14 protein-coding genes are annotated in these 17,757 nt (G+C 39.9%); 4 read left to right on the top strand and 10 right to left on the bottom strand.

Translation table 11 applies throughout. The annotated features are described in order from the left end of the window. Positions 1-20: 20 nt before the first annotated feature. From AAEU28_RS08985 to AAEU28_RS08965, 5 genes are all read right to left on the bottom strand, one after another. Positions 21-482, bottom strand: coding sequence for a DUF3015 family protein (locus tag AAEU28_RS08985; RefSeq protein WP_421963801.1), 462 nt, complete (start codon positions 480-482; stop codon positions 21-23). Between the two features lie 144 nt (positions 483-626). Next, entirely contained in the window at positions 627-1,295 is a 669-nt protein-coding gene (locus tag AAEU28_RS08980; RefSeq protein ID WP_421963800.1) for a DUF799 domain-containing protein, read from the bottom strand. Next, a complete protein-coding gene (locus tag AAEU28_RS08975) occupies positions 1,288-1,647 on the bottom strand; it encodes a DUF4810 domain-containing protein (protein ID WP_421963799.1) in 360 nt (119 codons plus the stop codon). The genes AAEU28_RS08980 and AAEU28_RS08975 overlap by 8 nt, the downstream gene beginning before the upstream one ends. 16 nt (positions 1,648-1,663) lie before the next feature. Beyond that, positions 1,664-2,329, bottom strand: a complete 666-nt coding sequence (locus AAEU28_RS08970) for a CsgG/HfaB family protein (RefSeq protein ID WP_421963798.1) — start codon at positions 2,327-2,329, stop codon at positions 1,664-1,666. A 109-nt stretch (positions 2,330-2,438) separates the two neighbouring features. Further along, complete coding sequence (locus tag AAEU28_RS08965) at positions 2,439-3,476, bottom strand: GGDEF domain-containing protein (protein ID WP_421963797.1); 1,038 nt, start codon at positions 3,474-3,476, stop codon at positions 2,439-2,441. Between the two features lie 193 nt (positions 3,477-3,669). On the opposite strand from AAEU28_RS08965, the gene AAEU28_RS08960 reads away from it, so the two are divergent. Then, positions 3,670-4,458, top strand: a complete 789-nt coding sequence (locus tag AAEU28_RS08960; protein WP_421963796.1) for a polysaccharide deacetylase family protein — start codon at positions 3,670-3,672, stop codon at positions 4,456-4,458. 187 nt (positions 4,459-4,645) lie between these two features. After that, positions 4,646-7,009 carry a TonB-dependent receptor gene (locus tag AAEU28_RS08955; protein WP_421963795.1) on the top strand — a complete coding sequence of 788 codons (2,364 nt, stop codon included), beginning with the start codon at positions 4,646-4,648 and terminating at the stop codon, positions 7,007-7,009. A 48-nt stretch (positions 7,010-7,057) separates the two neighbouring features. Here AAEU28_RS08955 and AAEU28_RS08950 read toward each other — a convergent pair whose 3' ends face one another. After that, positions 7,058-7,225, bottom strand: coding sequence for a DUF6435 family protein (locus AAEU28_RS08950; protein ID WP_138483643.1), 168 nt, complete (start codon positions 7,223-7,225; stop codon positions 7,058-7,060). Between the two features lie 194 nt (positions 7,226-7,419). Here AAEU28_RS08950 and AAEU28_RS08945 point away from each other — a divergent pair, with 194 nt between their 5' ends. Beyond that, positions 7,420-7,623, top strand: coding sequence for a hypothetical protein (locus tag AAEU28_RS08945; protein WP_421963794.1), 204 nt, complete (start codon positions 7,420-7,422; stop codon positions 7,621-7,623). A 138-nt stretch (positions 7,624-7,761) separates the two neighbouring features. On the opposite strand, the gene AAEU28_RS08940 is transcribed toward AAEU28_RS08945, so the two are convergent. Together AAEU28_RS08940 and AAEU28_RS08935 are read right to left on the bottom strand one after the other, a co-directional pair. Continuing rightward, positions 7,762-9,750 (bottom strand): winged helix-turn-helix domain-containing protein, encoded by a 1,989-nt coding sequence (locus AAEU28_RS08940; RefSeq protein WP_421963793.1) that lies wholly within the window; start codon positions 9,748-9,750, stop codon positions 7,762-7,764. A 152-nt stretch (positions 9,751-9,902) separates the two neighbouring features. Beyond that, complete coding sequence (locus tag AAEU28_RS08935) at positions 9,903-11,546, bottom strand: SUMF1/EgtB/PvdO family nonheme iron enzyme (protein WP_421963792.1); 1,644 nt, start codon at positions 11,544-11,546, stop codon at positions 9,903-9,905. 311 nt (positions 11,547-11,857) lie between these two features. Between AAEU28_RS08935 and AAEU28_RS08930 the strand changes: the two genes are divergently transcribed. Continuing rightward, positions 11,858-13,666: an ATP-binding protein gene (locus AAEU28_RS08930; protein ID WP_421963791.1), complete on the top strand. Its 1,809-nt coding sequence runs from the start codon at positions 11,858-11,860 to the stop codon at positions 13,664-13,666. A gap of 11 nt (positions 13,667-13,677) precedes the next feature. Here AAEU28_RS08930 and AAEU28_RS08925 read toward each other — a convergent pair whose 3' ends face one another. Then, positions 13,678-14,364, bottom strand: coding sequence for a lipoate--protein ligase family protein (locus AAEU28_RS08925; protein ID WP_421963790.1), 687 nt, complete (start codon positions 14,362-14,364; stop codon positions 13,678-13,680). Between the two features lie 157 nt (positions 14,365-14,521). Further along, positions 14,522-17,380 (bottom strand): TonB-dependent receptor plug domain-containing protein, encoded by a 2,859-nt coding sequence (locus tag AAEU28_RS08920; protein WP_421963789.1) that lies wholly within the window; start codon positions 17,378-17,380, stop codon positions 14,522-14,524. Positions 17,381-17,757 lie beyond the last annotated feature (377 nt).

Genomic DNA, 17,757 nt, shown 5'->3' with positions numbered 1-17,757 from the left:
ATTACTGCCCACCTAATCGATTAGATTGCAGAACAGCTAGCAGCGAACTGGCTAGTTACTTTGCTTTCTACGATGTTGTAAAGTGCTTGAGCATCAGCAGCTGGCTTATCCGCATAATCGTTACGGATTGCAGAAACGATGTCAGCGTGTGCAGTCGCTTCACAGCCACGTACATTTAACATTGCAGCTACGTACTCACCTTCACCTTGTGCAATTTCTTGCTCAAGTACAGGGAAAGTTTGCTGAATAAACTGAGCTGTCTTAACATTTGCACCTTTACAAGTGTCTTGAGACGAAGCATTTGAAGTAACAGCTGTAGTACCAAGGTCCCAGATGATGTTTGATAAAGTTGCAGCAGTACCGTTATCAGGGAAAATCATTGCACCTAAGCCACATTGTTGCCAAGGGTTGATGTTTGCTTGTGCTGGAGCTGCTAGGAATGCACCCGCTAGGATAGCTGCAGAAAGAGTTGCTTTTAACATTGTGAAATCCTTATTTTAAATTTTATTTCCCAAAAGGGAGTCAAATTTTATAGTGTGAAAAAAAAATTAACAATCATTTAATTTTGATCTGAACTGCTTAAGCTTAAACTTTAGATTTTGGTGATGGCATTTTATGACATACACCTATTGAGCTCGTGGGTTTTTATGGTATTTGGGTGACTTTGGCCCAGGTAACAACCCATCATGTTTATTTGTCGACAACAGCCTATTTGTTGCTTTTTTTGACATATCAAAACCAACATCGAAAGCATTATCTAGAACTTGATTTACTAGCGCTGAAAATAGCATACCAGCCAACCCATCATTGCTCTGTGCCCTTTCCTCACTTGATGAAGCTTTAGCTTGACCTTGCCACAGTAATTCTCCTGTTTTTAAATCAATTAACCGAGCCGATAGCCTCACAACAGTATCACTGGCTAACACTGAATAAGACGTGCCGTAATTATGTATCTCAATAAACAAGGCCGCATCTGCCGCAAAAACTTCTTGTAGTTTGCTCGGTGCCAGTTGGTGAATTTCTTCTGCGATGGTGTAACCATTTTGTTTAAAGGTCTCTTCAACCAAAACCATTGGAAATACATAATAACCAGCTTCAGCCAAAGGTCGTGTTACATTGGCTTTTATTGAGGCTGCTGCAACTAGTTCATAAGAATGATTTACCGGAGGCAGTACCAAGATTGATAGAGGATCACTCTGTTTAAAAGCGGCATAATCATGGCTCGCTTTTTGTGTCGAACACCCTTGGGCCAAAGTGAGTAACAGCAATAACATGACTAACTTTAAGCTATTCATTTTTATTGCCTCTCATATTAGCCATCAAAAAATTAATGTAGCCTTCAGACTCTGGAAAATAGGCCTTTTCTAACTCGAAATTCTGTAAGCCTTCATTTTTATTACCAGCTTGCATATGCAAATACCCCAAATGCGCATAAACACCTGGTGCCACTGGCTTTGATTTTGCTTTCGCCCTATCAATTAGCGTATTTAATTCAGAAATTTGCTCAGATAATGACTGACCTTCACCTTTGAAATGACTATATAAGACTTGGTTATAATCACCGTGGTAATAAAGAGGTTGAGTTGTTTCGCACCCAGTAAGAATAACAAGACTACTGATAAAAATGAGTAACAAGTACTGTTTCATGGGTTACCCTCAATGACTAAAAGTGACCTTTATCCAAACCTGTAATTAAATTATTAACAGCTTCTCTCAGTGCTAAATCTAACACCTTGCCATTGAGTGTCGCGTCATAACTTGCGGTGCTACCAAATCCAACTACCTCACGGTTAGACAAGTTATATTCACCGGCTCCTTGCACTGAATAAACAACTTCAGAAGTATTTACATCCACAACATTTAAGCTCACTTTTGCATAGGCGATTTGTGACTTTCCTTTACCCAAAATACCAAATAGCTGGCGGTCCCCTTCTTGCTTTCTGCCAAACCCAGTAACGCCACCAGTAAGCACATAGCGTGCTCCTTGAATATTTTGTTTTGCATCAGCAAACTGCGCTTCTTGGCTTAAAGCCGATAAGTTGCTTCTATCTAAAACACTGAATCTTTGTGATTGCTGTAAGTGGGTTTTAAGAATGGTTTTTGCTTGCGATCCTAAGCGGTCTTCACCTGATGAAAAAATGCCATTGTGGTAGGTTGAGCGATTTTGAATATCACCAAGTGACACCTTTACTTTTTCGCCCTGATATTGCTCTAATGGCTGATTCACAGTTACTGGTTGAATGACTCGTGATGACTCTGTAGCTGTACAGCCAGATAAAACAGCCATAGTGAGTGAAGAAATTAAAATTAATTGTGTGCGTGTGTTCATGTCAAGTTTACCCCGTTCCTTATCCGACTGAGTTAAAGTATGACAACGTATACATCCAGATTCTGTGAGAGAGATGTTGTGAAGTGTTAAAAAATGTTTGAGTAATTGCTCAATCGAAATAAGTGACTCTATCTCTACCTAAGCGTTTGCTTTCATAAAGGGCTTGATCTGCCCGAGACACTGCGGTTTCAAAGTTCATATCCTGTTGCCATTTTGCTACACCAAAGCTGAGTGTCACCTTTAACTGTTCACGGCTGACCTTATGTTGCTGCAAAAGTGCGGTGATCAAATCTATAAAGCGTTGAACAGTATGCTTATCACTTTCATGCACAATTAATAAAAACTCTTCTCCCCCCCAACGGATCGCCAAATTCGGCTGTTCAAAACAATCAATAAATATGCCTGAGACGATACGTAAAACATCGTCCCCTCTTTCATGGCCAAACCTGTCATTAATACGCTTGAAATGATCAATATCAGCCATAACAACAAACACAGTGTCTTTGCCATAGCTTTCAAACCAGTTTGGACAACTTAAATGCTTTTGTGCAAAGCGTCGATTATGCAATCCTGTTAAGGCATCCTTACTTGCCATTAAAGTCAGCTCTTCCCGTGACTGAATACTCATTTCTCGCAGCGAGGCCAGTGCAAAAATCATTGGTAGCCCGCTGATCAATACATTTGAAAAATGAATGTAAGGTAATAAATTAGGGTAAGGAAAATGACTAATATTAGGAAATTCGAATGTGACCAAGATGGCAAAGGTAAACATCATCGTGATTGCAAAAGCGATTGAACGAGAAATTGGGATTGTCTGCTCTACCAGTAGAATACATGCGATGGCCCACAAATAGTAATGAAAGCCCAACTCAATACCATAGGTGAGGCTTACAGCAACCGAATGAACTAACACTTCAAGGCAAATAAGTTGTAATCCTCCTGCCACTTTGCCATTTGATAACAAATTCAAACCAACGGCCCAACAAACAACGCTGAGAATGTTTAACCCCGATAACCAATAAGCTTCAATGTAAGCAAAAAAGAAGACTAATGCGGCATGCAAATAGAGGCAATACCAAGCGACCTTGCTTAATATGGCGACCTTTTTTTGCTCAATCGAAAAAAAATCCTGACTTCGTATACTCACTATCGCTTCTTTATTTAGATTTTGTTCTTATCAAGTATAGGAAAGATTATTCCATTTATAACAACAAAAACACCAATTTATCAGCACAACCCTAAAGTTGAGTTTTATTCATATTAGAAATAGAAGTGAGTTGATGCTTTATTCCCAAGGCTATATCTTGAACATTGATTTATTAGAAAGGACTAAGACTAAAATGAAATATATTTTACCAATCTCTATTGCACTGTGTGTGTTCACCTCTTTTGCTAGTCACGCCTTTTATCCCAACAAAGCGAAATATGCTATTAGCCTCAGCTTTGATGATGCGAGGAAATCTCAAGTTGATATAGGTGTTCCGATCCTAAACAAACATGATGTGAAAGCGACTTTCTATCTTATGCCATACCATATGCAGGGCAAAGAACAGCAATGGAAACGAGCAGCAGAAGCAGGTCATGAAATCGCAAACCACACAGCGAGCCATCTATGCACAGGGAACTTTCGCTGGCTAAGAAAACAAAACAAAGGGCTTGAACAAAGTAGTTTAAGTTTTTTAAAACAAGACATTAAACAAGCCCAGCAATATATTGAGACACATACCGGTGCAGCCCCAAAAGGGTTTGCCTACCCATGTGGGCAAACATTTGTTGGCCGAGGTGCTGAGGTAAAGAGCTATGTACCTTTAATTGCCGAAACATTCAGTTATGGCCGAACCTGGAATGATGAAACAGCCAATGATCCTTTCTATTACGACCCGGCGCAGATACGAGCCTTTAGTATGGACGGAAAAACCTTTGAGCAACTGAAAGCGCTTATTGAGCAAGCTAAATTTAACAATGCATGGATTGTACTCGCCGGCCATGAAGTAGGTAAAAAAGGGCCTTACACGGTTGATGAACATGCACTTCAACAATTAATTCAATTTTTGAAAGACCCTAAAAATGAATATTGGCTAGCTACGGTGAGTGATGTACATGAATACATAAACAAAAAACATGAATAAGTTCGAATCAAAGCAAATGATTAAAGTTGCAAAAATGAAAACAAACAAAAATAAAATATTTTTTATTTAGTTTTTTTTATATTAAAAATCCATTTTTTTATACTAAAAGGGTATTTAATGTTTTATCCCTAGCACATTAGATTAGTGATGCGTAACTAAAAAAGAACCACGCATTAAGGGATAAAACATGAAAAATAAAACTCTAACGCACAGCTTGTTAAGCATCGCTGTTGCAAGCTCTTTGTATTCTGTACCTATGACTGCTTCTGCAGAAGAACAAGCAAAGGATGAACTTGAAGTAATCACTGTTACTTCACGTAAAAAAGTAGAAACGATTGTTGAGATACCTATGAGTGTATCAGCCGTTTCTGAAGTTGAAATGGCCAACCGAAACTATGTCGATGCCTCTGACTTATTTAGAACGCTAGCCGGTGCGGCGGCACCTCGAGGTCAACTTATTCTACGCGGTTTAAGTGGTGGTAACTCAGCAGCGCCTGGCACTACAGCTACATTTACCGATGATATTCCATTCGCATTTACAAACCTAGCTGATGTTGAACGTGTCGAAGTATTGCGTGGCCCTCAAGGTACATTATATGGTTCAAATGCCATTGGCGGAACCGTTCGCGTTATTACTAAAAAGCCAGTACTCGATGAATTCGAGCTGTTCGGTACCATGATAGGAAAAATGGAAAAGAACGTTGATGGCTATGATACTAGTATGTCACTGGGCATTAATGTTCCGCTAGTTGAACAGACCCTTGCTCTTCGTGTAAACGGTAACATCCAAAACGATCAACGCCCAATGTACAATGTTGCAACTGGTAACCAAAGCGAAAGCCAAGAAAACTTCCTTCGTTCACAGCTTTTGTGGCAAGTAGATGATAATACTGCAGTCACTTTTGGCTATGTGCGCACAGAAAATTCATCTCAGGGCACAACTTTAGGCGATACCTCTAAGCCGGGCGGTTACTACAGCCTACGCTACATAGATAACCCAGATACAAAATATGGCTATGACGTCGAGCATCAATGGAATGAATGTGACCCAGAGTGGGGTCGAGTACGTTGTGTTCAAGGCGGAGATTTTGTAAAAGGCGCTGTAGATAAATATGCTGTTTACAGTATATTCGATGGCTACTCTCAAAACGAGAATGATCTATTCACTTTAAATGTCAGCGTAGATAGCATCGCAGATATTGCCTCATTTACTTATGCAGGTTCTTATCGTGAGAACGAAGGAAGCTCTCTGGACGATTGGTCTCGTTTAGACGGCGCTGACATGTTTAAAACATGGATCGTCAATAAACGTGAAAGTAAACGCACAACTCATGAAATTCGCTTCCAAAACTATGACTTGAATAGCCCATTATCATGGACAGTTGGTATGTTTTACGACAAATATAGCACGCCTTCTATTCCTGATTATCAATGGCAATACCTAGAAAGTGGCGATGATATCTCTGCTGCTGCTAACTATTGGTGGTCTTGGTCTGGCTTAGATGTGCGTCAAATGGGTATCGATAAATTCGGCGATGGCAGCAAGATCTGGAACCTTCGAGAATACGGCTCATGGGATAGAGAGTTAGCGCTATTTGCCGATGCGAGCTATACCATAGAAACAAAAGATATGGGCGAATTTGAAGTTAATGCCGGTATCAGACGTTTTGACTTAGAAGATTATAGCCATAGTGAGAGTGAAGGTATTTGGTCAGAAGAAGTGACGCTCACTGGTGGTGAAGAAGATGGTAACCGCTTCAAGTTTAGCCTTTCATGGCGCCCTGAAGACAATTATTCAATCTACGGCTTATACTCTGAAGGTTACCGCCCAGGTGGTAATAATGGCCCACTTGCAGCTGCATGTCAGGCTGATCCGAATGCTAACCAAAGAAATGATCGTTACACGTCTGATTCTATCGATAACTATGAAATTGGTTACAAAGCCTCTCTATTTGACGGTCGTTTTAACTTCACATCGGCGGCATACCATATAGATTGGACAGATATTAGAACAAGCATTTATATGGACACTTGTGGCTTTAGTTACACAGCAAATGCAGGTGAAGCACAGTCACAAGGTTTAGAATTTGAATCAACAGCAACACTTACCGACACCTTACAGCTAGTATTCAACGCCTCTTACACTAAATCTGAGCTTACTAAAGATAATGCAGCGATCAGTGGTAAGAAAGGTGACGAAATGACAATGGTGCCTAAATACAATGCTTATATCGCTTTAGATAAAGAGTTTGAATTAAACGGCAAGCCAGTGTTCGTTCGTGCTGACATGAGTGCTTATGGTAAGTATAAAACTCACTTTAATACCAAAGAGGGTGACCAAGTTCCTGCTTACAAGATTTTTAACCTATCTGCTCGCTACGAAGTGAATGAAAACGTGAAATTAAGCTTACACCTTAATAACGTATTTAATAAAGAAACTGAACTTTATAAGAGAGACCGTAGCCGCTCTAACAGTGCAACGGCGCAAAAATACATAGAGTTCTTACCTGAGCGTACCGTATCAGTGCGTTTAGACTATGTGTTCTTTTAAAAGTACTTTATAACTTTATTTCCCCTAAAGCCTGCCCTGCAGGCTTTTTTAATCTGGTAATTTCTCTATTTCAGCCCATAAGCTTTCAGCCTCAGCGGTTAACATAGAATAAGTTCTGATATCACCATTACGCTGAGCATGCATCGCCTTCTCTAATAGCGCGTCATACTCTTTACGCATTTTCTTTTTCGGATTTCTTTTAAACAAACCAAACATTGACGCTCTCCTAAATAAAATCTTGAATACGTAACTGAGCGTTATCAGATCAACTTTAAGTTCTCTATATCGTGCTTGCTGAAAACTGAACCAAACTCGAACAAAAAACGTTCAATAATTGCTGAAAGGCTTAAAAGTTTAACGAAGTCATTTTATACCAGTCCTTTTGGCTAAGTATGCTTCATTGAAAAGTGATGTTACTCATAGAGGTGATTGCGATGCATGATGATGAATTTGATATCTCCGCCTTAAAACAGCTAGGCAACCATGACAAAGACGAAATTCTCAGCCGGTTAAGAAAGAAGCAACGAGATCTAGATAGCTCCCATGAACAGGCACAAATTGAGTCCCAACATGGCTTAGATTACCTGTTCGATGATTTAGACAACTTAGATTGAACTATTTTTTGGCGTAGGCGTATTAACAGTTGGGTTTCTCATCTCCCTTCTTGTTGACTTTCCCTTGAGAGTGCAGACAAGGAAGCTTTTATTAGCGAGTCAATGGGTGAATCATTCAAGTGGTTCACCCATTTTTTATTACAACCCCGCCATTTGTGCTTCGGCATCAATACCTACTTTAGCTAATCGCTCTTTTCGCCAATTTAACCACCAATATGACGCGTGATTGGCAATAAATTCTCTATATTCGGCTAACTCATGACTCTCACCTTGGCTTTGCTTAAGCTCTAGCAGTAATAAAGCACTGTTTAAGCTCAACCAATTCAAATGCTGACCACGGCCAATATTAAATGAGCGTTTAGCATAAGTGATGGCATTATCTATATCATCGAGTGCCCGATAATATTGTGCATGTAATAACGCAGAACGCGCAGGCTCTGTTATTTTTTCTACCACTTCAAGCGCTGCTTCAGGTTTGTCTAATCTTAAATATAACTTTGATAACTGATCAGCAGAAGAGAAAAACACCCAATAGTTTTCAGGTGTCACTGGCTTATCTAACACCTCATGATAAAACTTAATGCGCTCTTCCTCGGTTTGGGCAAACAAGGCAAAGTGATACATAGGCAGCATATAATGAGAGCCATCTAACTGGTATTCAGCCAGTAAGGTTTTCGCTTGAATAAGATAATCCATGCGTTCTTTTTTCATACCAAATTTACTGGCCTTGATAGAAAGCAAAGTATAAGCGCGAATTTCAGCGACCGGCTTTTTGCCCAGCCTTGCTAAGCTTGCAGCCTTGTATAAATAGCGGTGTATCGCATCATAATCTTCTTTAGTGTGCGCAATTGAATGCGCAAGTTCAGCCATCGATTTATTTACTTCTGCCTGCAAATCATAAATATGCGCATCAGAGAGTAATAGCTCAGCTTGTTCATAGAATGTTTGTGCGCCAATTGGGTCTCGCTTACCTTGATAAAGCTGCCCCTTTAGCCACTTACCATAGGCGTAATAAAGCGGATGTTTTAACTCACTCTCGGCCAATAAAAGTTCGATATAGCCGCTAGCAGAATCAAATTTATCCGCTTGAATAAGTTGATGTGCTAATAATGGTAAAGCATGCAATGACTCCTCCATGGAATCATTCATTAAAGAGAGCTCAGCCGAAAGTAATGACTCACTTTTCAAAATAAAGTAGTCACTCTTGGCTATCTTACTTAAAAGTGTATTGGTCTGCGTCGCAAGATCAGACATAGACCGACCATACAAGTAACTGCTCCAACTACGCTCAGGACCTTGTACTAGTAACTCAAGTAAATAAGGTACCTGCTTACGCGTGGCTGAGTCGCCATTATTTTTTAAGATCCCCGTAAATACCAGCGCGTTGTTAACGCTTAATTTTTGATACTGCATAAATGGTGAGTTTATAAACGCTCTGGTATCAAGCGCTTTATTCTCAAGCGCAAAATCAAGTTGAGTATGTAAAGCAGCTAATTCGTCTTTAAAATGTCTCGGACTGTCGGCCGTGAAAGGAATAAACTGCAAGTCACTGTGCACAGCTTGAGTGTCACTTTTAGAGTTTTGTTCTTTTACTTGCGGGCCTAGTTTGTTGCTAAAGATGTCATGTTCTGCAAGATAGTAAGCAGCACCTGAAATCAAAATAATAACCATCAAACATGCCATAACAATACGCTTGTCGAATGTTTTCTTTAAGCTTGTTGGCTCGACAGTACTTTCAAGGGGTGACTTTTTCTCTTCTAATTTTTGCTCTACTTGCTGACTGGTATTTGCTCTTTGAGAATGATTAGGCGTTTGCCGTTTCTCCGATGAGGCATCAATTACAATTAATTCTAGCTGCCATTGATAACCTTTTTTTGGAAAGGTTTTGATTGCATCATCACCTAAAATTGCACGTAATTGACTGATATTCTGAAAAACAACTTGCTCAGACACCACCTTTGAATGCCAGATTGCTGTGAGGATATCCTCTTTACTAAATATTTTTTGAGGGTTGGAAATAAACAGGGCCAGTAAATTAGATTGAGTACTATTAAGCGGAATAACCTCTCTAGCTTTATATAAGACAGACTGACTTTCATCAAACTCAAAACCTAGAAACTGGATCATACTGCGCGCAACCTTTGCTTTTATACCAACCCGCTTAACTGAGGTGGTATTTGTATTTTGTCAGTGTCGAAAACACGGCCCCGCTCAGTGTACGACAATCAGGGCCGAATTCAATCTAAGGTGTTTTCAATCGCTTATAAAACTGAGAAAGACTAAAGTTTTTTCACATCTAACCAATTAATTGAAAGACGTGTTCGCTCGCCGACAGGTTGAATTGTGAGCGTGTGCGTGCCTTTAGGTAAAGTCACTGGTACTGCACTTACCGTTTGCCAACCGTTTTCACCCGTTGTGGTGATGTCTTTCAACAACTGACCATTCAATAACACAGAAAATGTTTGTTTGTCGCCACTGTGAAATACTCTTGGTTCAAGTGTGTATTTACCTGCTTTGGTTACTTTCACTTGGTAGTCAGCACTGGTATTACGCATATTCGCAAACACCAAATCGTGTTTTGGCTCTTGAGATGAGTTTCGAACACTCACTTCAGTACCTTGACTGAATGCCTCGGCTTGAATGCGAGCCGGTAAGGTATGGGTATATACGGCATTTGAATCCGCTGTATTTGAAGCGAGTCCCTCTCGCTCTCCAATCTGAGGTGTCACTTTATAACGAGCTTTATTCTTGCTTGGCTTATTATCAACATATTTTAGTCCTGACACGCCTTCTGCAATCACTAGCTCTTCATTAGAAACCAAATCTAGACGAGTCACTTTATAAGTCGTACCAACCATATCTTGTTGATGCTGCCAAGTTAGAGTCACTTCTCTGCCTTTGTCTTTCAAAGAAAGCTTAGATACTTTACTTGGGTAATCCGCTATTTGCGCATGCACTATTTTGGCTTGCTTTTGTGCTTTCGCTAACCCGGTCACAAATTGGTCGCTACCAGCCTGTGCAGGGAGGGCTTTACCTTTTGTATCAAGTACCAAACGAAAACCTTCTATTGCCGCGATAAAATCATCAGCCATTTCACCTCTTCGGTCCAGATCTGGTACCTCCCAGTGCCAACTACTGCCTTTAGCAATACGTGAAGTACAATTAGCTTGAGTCACAGGAGCACCACCTTGGGGAAATCGCTGCTTGCCATCAACATAACAATCAGCAACTACCTCTTGAATGTTACCAAGCAAGTCATGCACACCATATTTATCCGCTTTATATAAGCCTACGGTCGAAGAAAGTATCTCTTTGTCATTACAATCCTCAATGGTATAAGCAGATGAATATGGGGCTTGATACACTTTGCCTGTCATCGCATTTGCGTGTTGATCTGCTAAGTTGGCTATTTCACATACTTGATGACGCTTTTTACCCTTTTCAGAAACATACTCGTCATACCCCCCAGTCCGCATCACATATAACCACTGCGCTTCTGACATAAGTCGATACTGCTTACCCGTTTTATCTGAAAGCCATTTAGCATACTCTTCAGCGCCCTTTGTCCCAATACATACCACTGGGTGATATTCAGAAAGATTAAAAAAATTGTTATCCCACGAGCCATCTCGCTCACCCGCACCAAACCATCCTGGGCCAATTTCGTGCATACAATTTGTTGGTGCTTTATAACCTGTATCTTCAATGAATTTTCTAAACTCTGCCACCGTGAGCTCATATTTTGCCATTTGAAATGGCTGCATAGACACTTTATATCGACCTTCCCCTGCATGGTCTTTAGCCATAAAGCTACCCGCAGGAATACTGGCTGTAGGCGGTTCGAAATATGCCACTGATTGGGTGTTTGCGAATGCTTGAGTACTACTCAAAGCAACGACTATTGAAAGGATCTTTTTAACCATTGTGTGCTCCGTTTACATCTGTTTTGTTATTGAGCAAACAATAGTGAGCACACAGTTTTTAGTCTTATTATTTTTCTAAAAAATTTTTCTCTCGTTATTTAAGCTTTAAATACAATGACTTTAGATTTTTTATAGCTTCTACTATGTTATAAAAACTAATATAGGCTTTTCGTAAACTCGCTTCGAAATCTTAGTCGAATAATAAAAGTGCGTCGTACACTGTTGAGTTTTTCACACATTTACTGCCATGTTCTACACTTAAAGCATATCTTACTGTCATTACATGCTGTGGAAATCTCCTTAAGGGTGCTATGAAATTAAAGACTGGGTTTATCATTTCCCAAGCCAGTATTATTATCAGCCTAATTGTGACCCTTGTTGGTGGGCTTTTTTTATATCAACAATCACAGCTTAATAAACAAATAGATCAACACCTTCTCCAATATAAAAATGCATTCACCCGCTTTCTTTACCTACAACCCGCATTTAGCCTGTATCGCTCGAAAGACATTGAAAGCGACTTAAAAAAACATAAAAACGATTATGCATTAGCCACAATGTCACTCAAACAGCACATTGAAGATGACAGCATTGCCCTACTACTACTTAACCAAATTCAGGTGGGGGTTGGTGAGTTTGAAAAAAACTTACTTGAACAAATCAAACTTCAAAGGCGTTTAGGGTTCAATGAAGACAGAGGATTAAGAGGTTTTTTTCGTCATGCCGTCCATGAGCTACAGGCCATTACTGAAAAGTTAGAAGATGCCGAGTTTGAAATTCTAATTTTAGAACTGAGACGCAGAGAAAAAGACTATCTACTTCGTTGGGACCCTAAATACCTCAAACTACACACTCAACTGATTGCACAAACACAGCAGTTAATTAATACCCGTTACCCCTTAAAAAATGCTGATTTAAATTTAAGGCTCAATGAATATATTCAAGGTTTTAATCAATATATATATCATTTAGAAACCCAGGGGCAGCACGCTTCGCAAGGATTAAAAGGTAAAAATAACGCACTATCAATAGAGCTGGGAGAACGTTTTGATACGCTATACCAGCACCTCAATGAGCAACAAGCTGCAACGTCGCCAAATTACCTTAGAAAGATTTTTTTACTTATTTTAGCAACCACCATTATCAGTCTCTCCATTTCATTTGTGATTAACCGCAGAGTGACTTTTTCACTGATTGCTGTCACAAAATTTATCAGAAAACTGTCTAACAGTGATGATTTTAGTGAGCGATTAGAACTTGGTGGTAATGACGAGCTATCTCAGTTTAGTGATGATCTAGGCATATTATTAAGCCATATTGAAACACTCATAGAAAGGCTCTCACTAGCCCAAAATAGGCTTGTCGAAGATGCCAAAATGGCAAGTTTAGGCGGCCTCGTAAAAGGTTTTGCGCACGAATTAAACACCCCCTTAGGCGTTGCAATAACCAGTGAATCTTTCCTTAGGGAGAAGGTGGGCAAGCTTAAAAATGACTTCAAACAAGGCAAGATTTCGAAAGCAAACCTACAAGTTTTATTACAGGAGTTTGATGACTCACTTAATTTAATAGAAAGCAATTTAACTCGCTCTGCGGAGCTCATAAGCAGCTTTAAGCAGGTTGCCTCACATCAAGAATATGATGAGCTCGTCGAGTTTGATATACACGAATTTTTAGACAATCTTGTCATCAGCCTAAGACACGAAATTGATAAACATGATGCATGTATCTCTCTCGATATTCCTAAAGGAATGATTGTAAAAAGTTACCTTGGGGCTTTTGGGCAAATATTCACTATTTTTATCGTAAACAGCCTACGCCATGGTCAAGTTGAAAATAGAGTGCTCAACATTGAAGTTTCGTGCAAGTTTGTCAGTGGCGCTATTCATTTCAGGTTTAGCGATGACGGCGTGGGTGTAAAAGAAGATCTACTTGATAAGGTGTTTGAACCCTTTGTGACGACAAAACGAGGTGAAGGCGGAACAGGCTTAGGGCTAAGTATAGTTTATAACTTAGTCACCCAGCGCCTAGGAGGCCATATTGAATTACAAAGTATTGAAGGCAAAGGCATCTGTATTTATATGCACTTCAATGACATCCCATTTCGTCAACACTTTGAGTAAGTTACCTAAAATTATGAAAAGGCCTTTATTAAACTTTGAAAGTAACCTTCAACGGAGTCTTGTTGAGCCGTATGCTGAACTAAACAGGTATGGACCGCTGAACGCACGCGTTCAGCTTGTTGATGGTATTCATAACAGGCATTTACTGGGTTAATAATAGTGCTAATATCCGTATTGATTAAAATACAAGCTTGAGCAAGTACCACCTTGCCACCACTATTTTTAAGCACCACGCGCTGTGCTGTTCCAACCACTTTTTTGCCTGCGATATTAAGATTGTAATCACCATCACAATAAGAAAACTCAGTGGCATGCACATCTACTTTCACATTGTATAACGCAAAAAACCGAGATAGTTTGTCACAAAAATCTTGATAGGCTTTTGGTATCGAATAAGGCGTTTGCTTATCCCACACATACATATAAGAAACATTAATCACTCCAGGTACTTGCGGTACTGGTGCGCCACCTGTTTTGCGACTAAACAGCTGCCACCCCATTTGCATAAGCTGTAGATGCAACCCCTCTGAGCTTTGCCATTTATTACCTGACGGCAAAACTAATGTTGGCTTATCTGGTTGCCACAAAATCAAAGCTTCATTTAACTCCCCTCTTTGCAATTGACCTAAGACTTCCGTTTCTTTTGTAAATACATTTTCAACCTGAATATTTGGATACAATAAGAGTTTAGGTTTCATAAGCTAATGATCTTATTTTAATAATTTTATCAGTAATATATAACAAAATAAGAGTGAGTAAAGGTAAGTTTGTTAACACAAAAAAGCGCCCAAATTGGGCGCTAAAATAAAGTGGGCCAGGGAAGCCCATTTGATGCTCTAGTCAGACTAGGTCTGATTAGAAATCAAGCTTGAAGCTTGCAAATAGACGACGACCGATTGTGTCGTATGTACCTGGTGCCGTATTTGCGTTAAAGCCACTGTGATAACGAGGTGCATCTTTATCTAACAAGTTGCTAATACCCACACTAAAGCGAGCATTATCCATGCTATAGCTTGCGCTTACGTCGTGATAAAGTACCGCATCTGCGATATTATCATCAGTAATCGAACCTGGACGTAAAGCATCAGTCGTTTCACTGATATAGCGAAGGTCATAGTTCGCATCCCAGTTATCACCACCAAAGATGAACGAGGTTGTGAACTTAAGCTCTGGGTAGATTTCGAACGGATAAGCATTACCTACCATGTCACGCTCAAGGCCTAACTCAACCCATGTTTCAACACGCTCAATGTTATACGTACCACTTACACGTACACCAATACGATCAGTGAAACCTAAGTCAGCTTCAGTCGAGTAGTCTAATTCAAAGTCGATACCAGACGTGTCTAGCTCACCAACATTACCGAATGCAAACGTTGCATCATTAGGAAGACCAAAAGATGCGATTGGCATCGCTCTACCGTTATCATCTTTCGGGAAAGCCGAACATGAAGACGCAGAGTAATCTTTTGAATCCATACAACTATTGAACAGTAACTGGTATGGCGTCGAACCAATTAAGTCTTCAATACTGATTCTCCAATAATCAACACTGAATACTAGGTTATCGTCCATTGGCACTGTGTATACAAAGCCGATGTTTGTGGTTACCGATTCTTCAGGGATCAGGCTTTTCTCTGGTGCTTCTGTTGTATAAGCTGGTTGCCATGCAAAACCTAGCTCACCTGTATCAGCATCCGCTTTACAATTAGTTCTTTGTTGATCGGTGATATCATTACGGATATCTTCAAACTCACAAATAAAGTCAACTGTTGGGAAACCAGTAGACTGGTTTTGATTCATCTCTGAAATATTTGGTGCTCTAAAGCCTGTTGAAATACCACCACGTACTTTAAGTGAATCTAGTGGACGCCAATCAACTGACACCTTAAAGTTTGTTGAATCGAAAGTTACGCCTTTATTATTCTCATAATCAGAATAACGGATTGCCGCTTCAATCGATAGTGAATCAGCAACAGGGATGAAGGTCTCAAGGTAAATTTCGTCAGCTGTAAAACTACCAAGTTGAGGATCACTCGAACCACTGGTTGTTAAACCTTCTGATGAGAATTCATCTGGAATTGATTCGCCTTTTTCTTTGCGATTTTCAAAGCCTGCAGCCCAGCCGATGAAACCACCACCAAAATCTGTTTCAATTTCACCAGATAAAGTCGCGATGATGTGACGAAGCTCACCATAGCTGAAATCTTTCAGTGAATTCGCACTTAGGTATGCCATTTGCTCAGGCGTGATTGCACCAAAATCAGCAAACGGGTCTAAAACACCAGCATCAGCACAAGTTCCAGTACATGATGCTGCATTAGTTATATTCTGCCAACGATCAAAACGGTGATAGTTTTTGGTGTTATCAAGCTGTTCATTATAACCATGAGTGAAAGACACATCGTAGAACATACCATCACCGATCTCACCTTCAAGACCCGCTAAAATTCTGTAGGTATGCGCTTTTTGGGTAAAGATACGACCACCAGACTCTGTGAAACGGCGGTTAATATGAATACCTTTCATAGGATCTGTTTGCGCTTCAGTTAAGTCAGATGCCGAGAAGTCTACGCCCCAAGGGTTACGATCTGCAGCACCAAATGGGTTATTCGGGTTATCCCACACATACTGTAATGGGCCACGACCAAATGAAGCATCAGGCGCTAAACGTTGCAGAGATTCACGTTGCGTATAAAATGCGTCAACATACGCATTGGTGCCATCAGCCACTTCGTATTTACCATTTAAGGCAATTTGAAAACGGTCATTTGGCGTGATTAACGCATTGACTGGTGCATAGTTATAAACATCTGTTGAAGCTTTAAATGGTCTGATCTCACCTGTACCAGCATCAACAATCCAACTCGCAGCATCTGGACCACCTGCTGCTACGATTGCAGCTCTTTGGTCACCGGTTAAACGAATGGTTCTTGAGTTCGAGCTACCACTTGCTACTGCTTTAAAGCCGGTCACATTTCCTGCATCATCACGAATAGCTTCAGGGTAAAGCGCATCATGTGCCCAATCACGTGCTTCTTGTTTTAACTCTTCTTGAGAGTTGTACTCTAATGCAACAGTGATTGAGCCTTTGTCACTGGCTGTACCCATTAAGACAGAGAAGGTTTTTTGCTTTGCATCCCATTCAGATGTACCTGCACCAGCACTACCCGAAACGCGTACACCCTCGAAATCATCTTGCAGAATAATATTTACAACACCTGCAATTGCATCAGTACCATAGATAGTTGAAGCGCCATCTTTTAAAACGTCAATACGCTTAACCATTGACATAGGCACTTGGTTTAAATCTACTGCGCCGTCAGAGTTTACGTCGCCGATTGAACGCTTACCATTGATAAGAATAAGAGTACGGTTAAAGCCCATACCACGAAGGTCAATTTTCTTTGCACCATCGTTACCATTGTTAGTTGTCGCACCGAGTTGGAAACCAGATGTCGCAGGAATGAACTTTAAGAATTCATCAACACTTGTCACACCTGATTTGGCAATATCATCTGCATCAAAGCTTGCAACTGGACTTGCCGATTCAAACTCAGCACGTTGAATACGTGAACCTGTTACTTCGATTCTTTCAACATTTTTGCCTTCAGTGTCTTCATTTGCGATAGCAACACCGGTAGACAGTCCTGTAGAGATCACTGAGCAAGCAATCGCATATTTTACTGCTTTAGCTACTTTATTGTTTTGCATTATTTCATCCATCTTAACTTATAGTTTTTATAAAACGCATACACCCACCCCTGAGGAAGAGAAGGATTAACAGAAGCGATACAAACCTGTTAACAAGCATAAAAATATGCATATAAATATGCACAGTCAAGACCGCAAAAAACAAGCAAACACTTATTTAAAATATTATTATTGCAGAAAACGCACACAAACAAACCAAAACAAAAAACAAACAAACCATTTAAAATCAACAGTTTAAAAATTTAAAAAATTAGCCTATTAAAAAACCCGCCAAATAAAACGCTTAAAAACCTTATGAAACAAGATGTATATTGCAATAAAAGGGACAGTTACAATTTTAAAAAATAATAAATATTTTTGATTTAGATACTGTTAAT

Origin of the sequence: Pseudoalteromonas sp. SS15 (assembly GCF_049257195.1) — a bacterium.
Classification (GTDB): domain Bacteria; phylum Pseudomonadota; class Gammaproteobacteria; order Enterobacterales; family Alteromonadaceae; genus Pseudoalteromonas.
This window is presented reverse-complemented; position numbering and strand designations above follow the sequence as displayed.

Bases quoted from the DNA above. Each gene is read 5' to 3' on its own strand.
- AAEU28_RS08925 (WP_421963790.1), bottom strand. From the start codon at position 14,364: ATGAAACCTAAACTCTTATTGTATCCAAATATTCAGGTTGAAAATGTA.
- AAEU28_RS08955 (WP_421963795.1), top strand. From the start codon at position 4,646: ATGAAAAATAAAACTCTAACGCACAGCTTGTTAAGCATCGCTGTTGCA.
- AAEU28_RS08975 (WP_421963799.1), bottom strand. From the start codon at position 1,647: ATGAAACAGTACTTGTTACTCATTTTTATCAGTAGTCTTGTTATTCTT.
- AAEU28_RS08940 (WP_421963793.1), bottom strand. From the start codon at position 9,750: ATGATCCAGTTTCTAGGTTTTGAGTTTGATGAAAGTCAGTCTGTCTTA.
- AAEU28_RS08985 (WP_421963801.1), bottom strand. From the start codon at position 482: ATGTTAAAAGCAACTCTTTCTGCAGCTATCCTAGCGGGTGCATTCCTA.
- AAEU28_RS08960 (WP_421963796.1), top strand. From the start codon at position 3,670: ATGAAATATATTTTACCAATCTCTATTGCACTGTGTGTGTTCACCTCT.
- AAEU28_RS08945 (WP_421963794.1), top strand. From the start codon at position 7,420: ATGTTACTCATAGAGGTGATTGCGATGCATGATGATGAATTTGATATC.
- AAEU28_RS08970 (WP_421963798.1), bottom strand. From the start codon at position 2,329: ATGAACACACGCACACAATTAATTTTAATTTCTTCACTCACTATGGCT.
- AAEU28_RS08935 (WP_421963792.1), bottom strand. From the start codon at position 11,546: ATGGTTAAAAAGATCCTTTCAATAGTCGTTGCTTTGAGTAGTACTCAA.
- AAEU28_RS08930 (WP_421963791.1), top strand. From the start codon at position 11,858: ATGAAATTAAAGACTGGGTTTATCATTTCCCAAGCCAGTATTATTATC.
- AAEU28_RS08950 (WP_138483643.1), bottom strand. From the start codon at position 7,225: ATGTTTGGTTTGTTTAAAAGAAATCCGAAAAAGAAAATGCGTAAAGAG.
- AAEU28_RS08920 (WP_421963789.1), bottom strand. From the start codon at position 17,380: ATGCAAAACAATAAAGTAGCTAAAGCAGTAAAATATGCGATTGCTTGC.
- AAEU28_RS08980 (WP_421963800.1), bottom strand. From the start codon at position 1,295: ATGAATAGCTTAAAGTTAGTCATGTTATTGCTGTTACTCACTTTGGCC.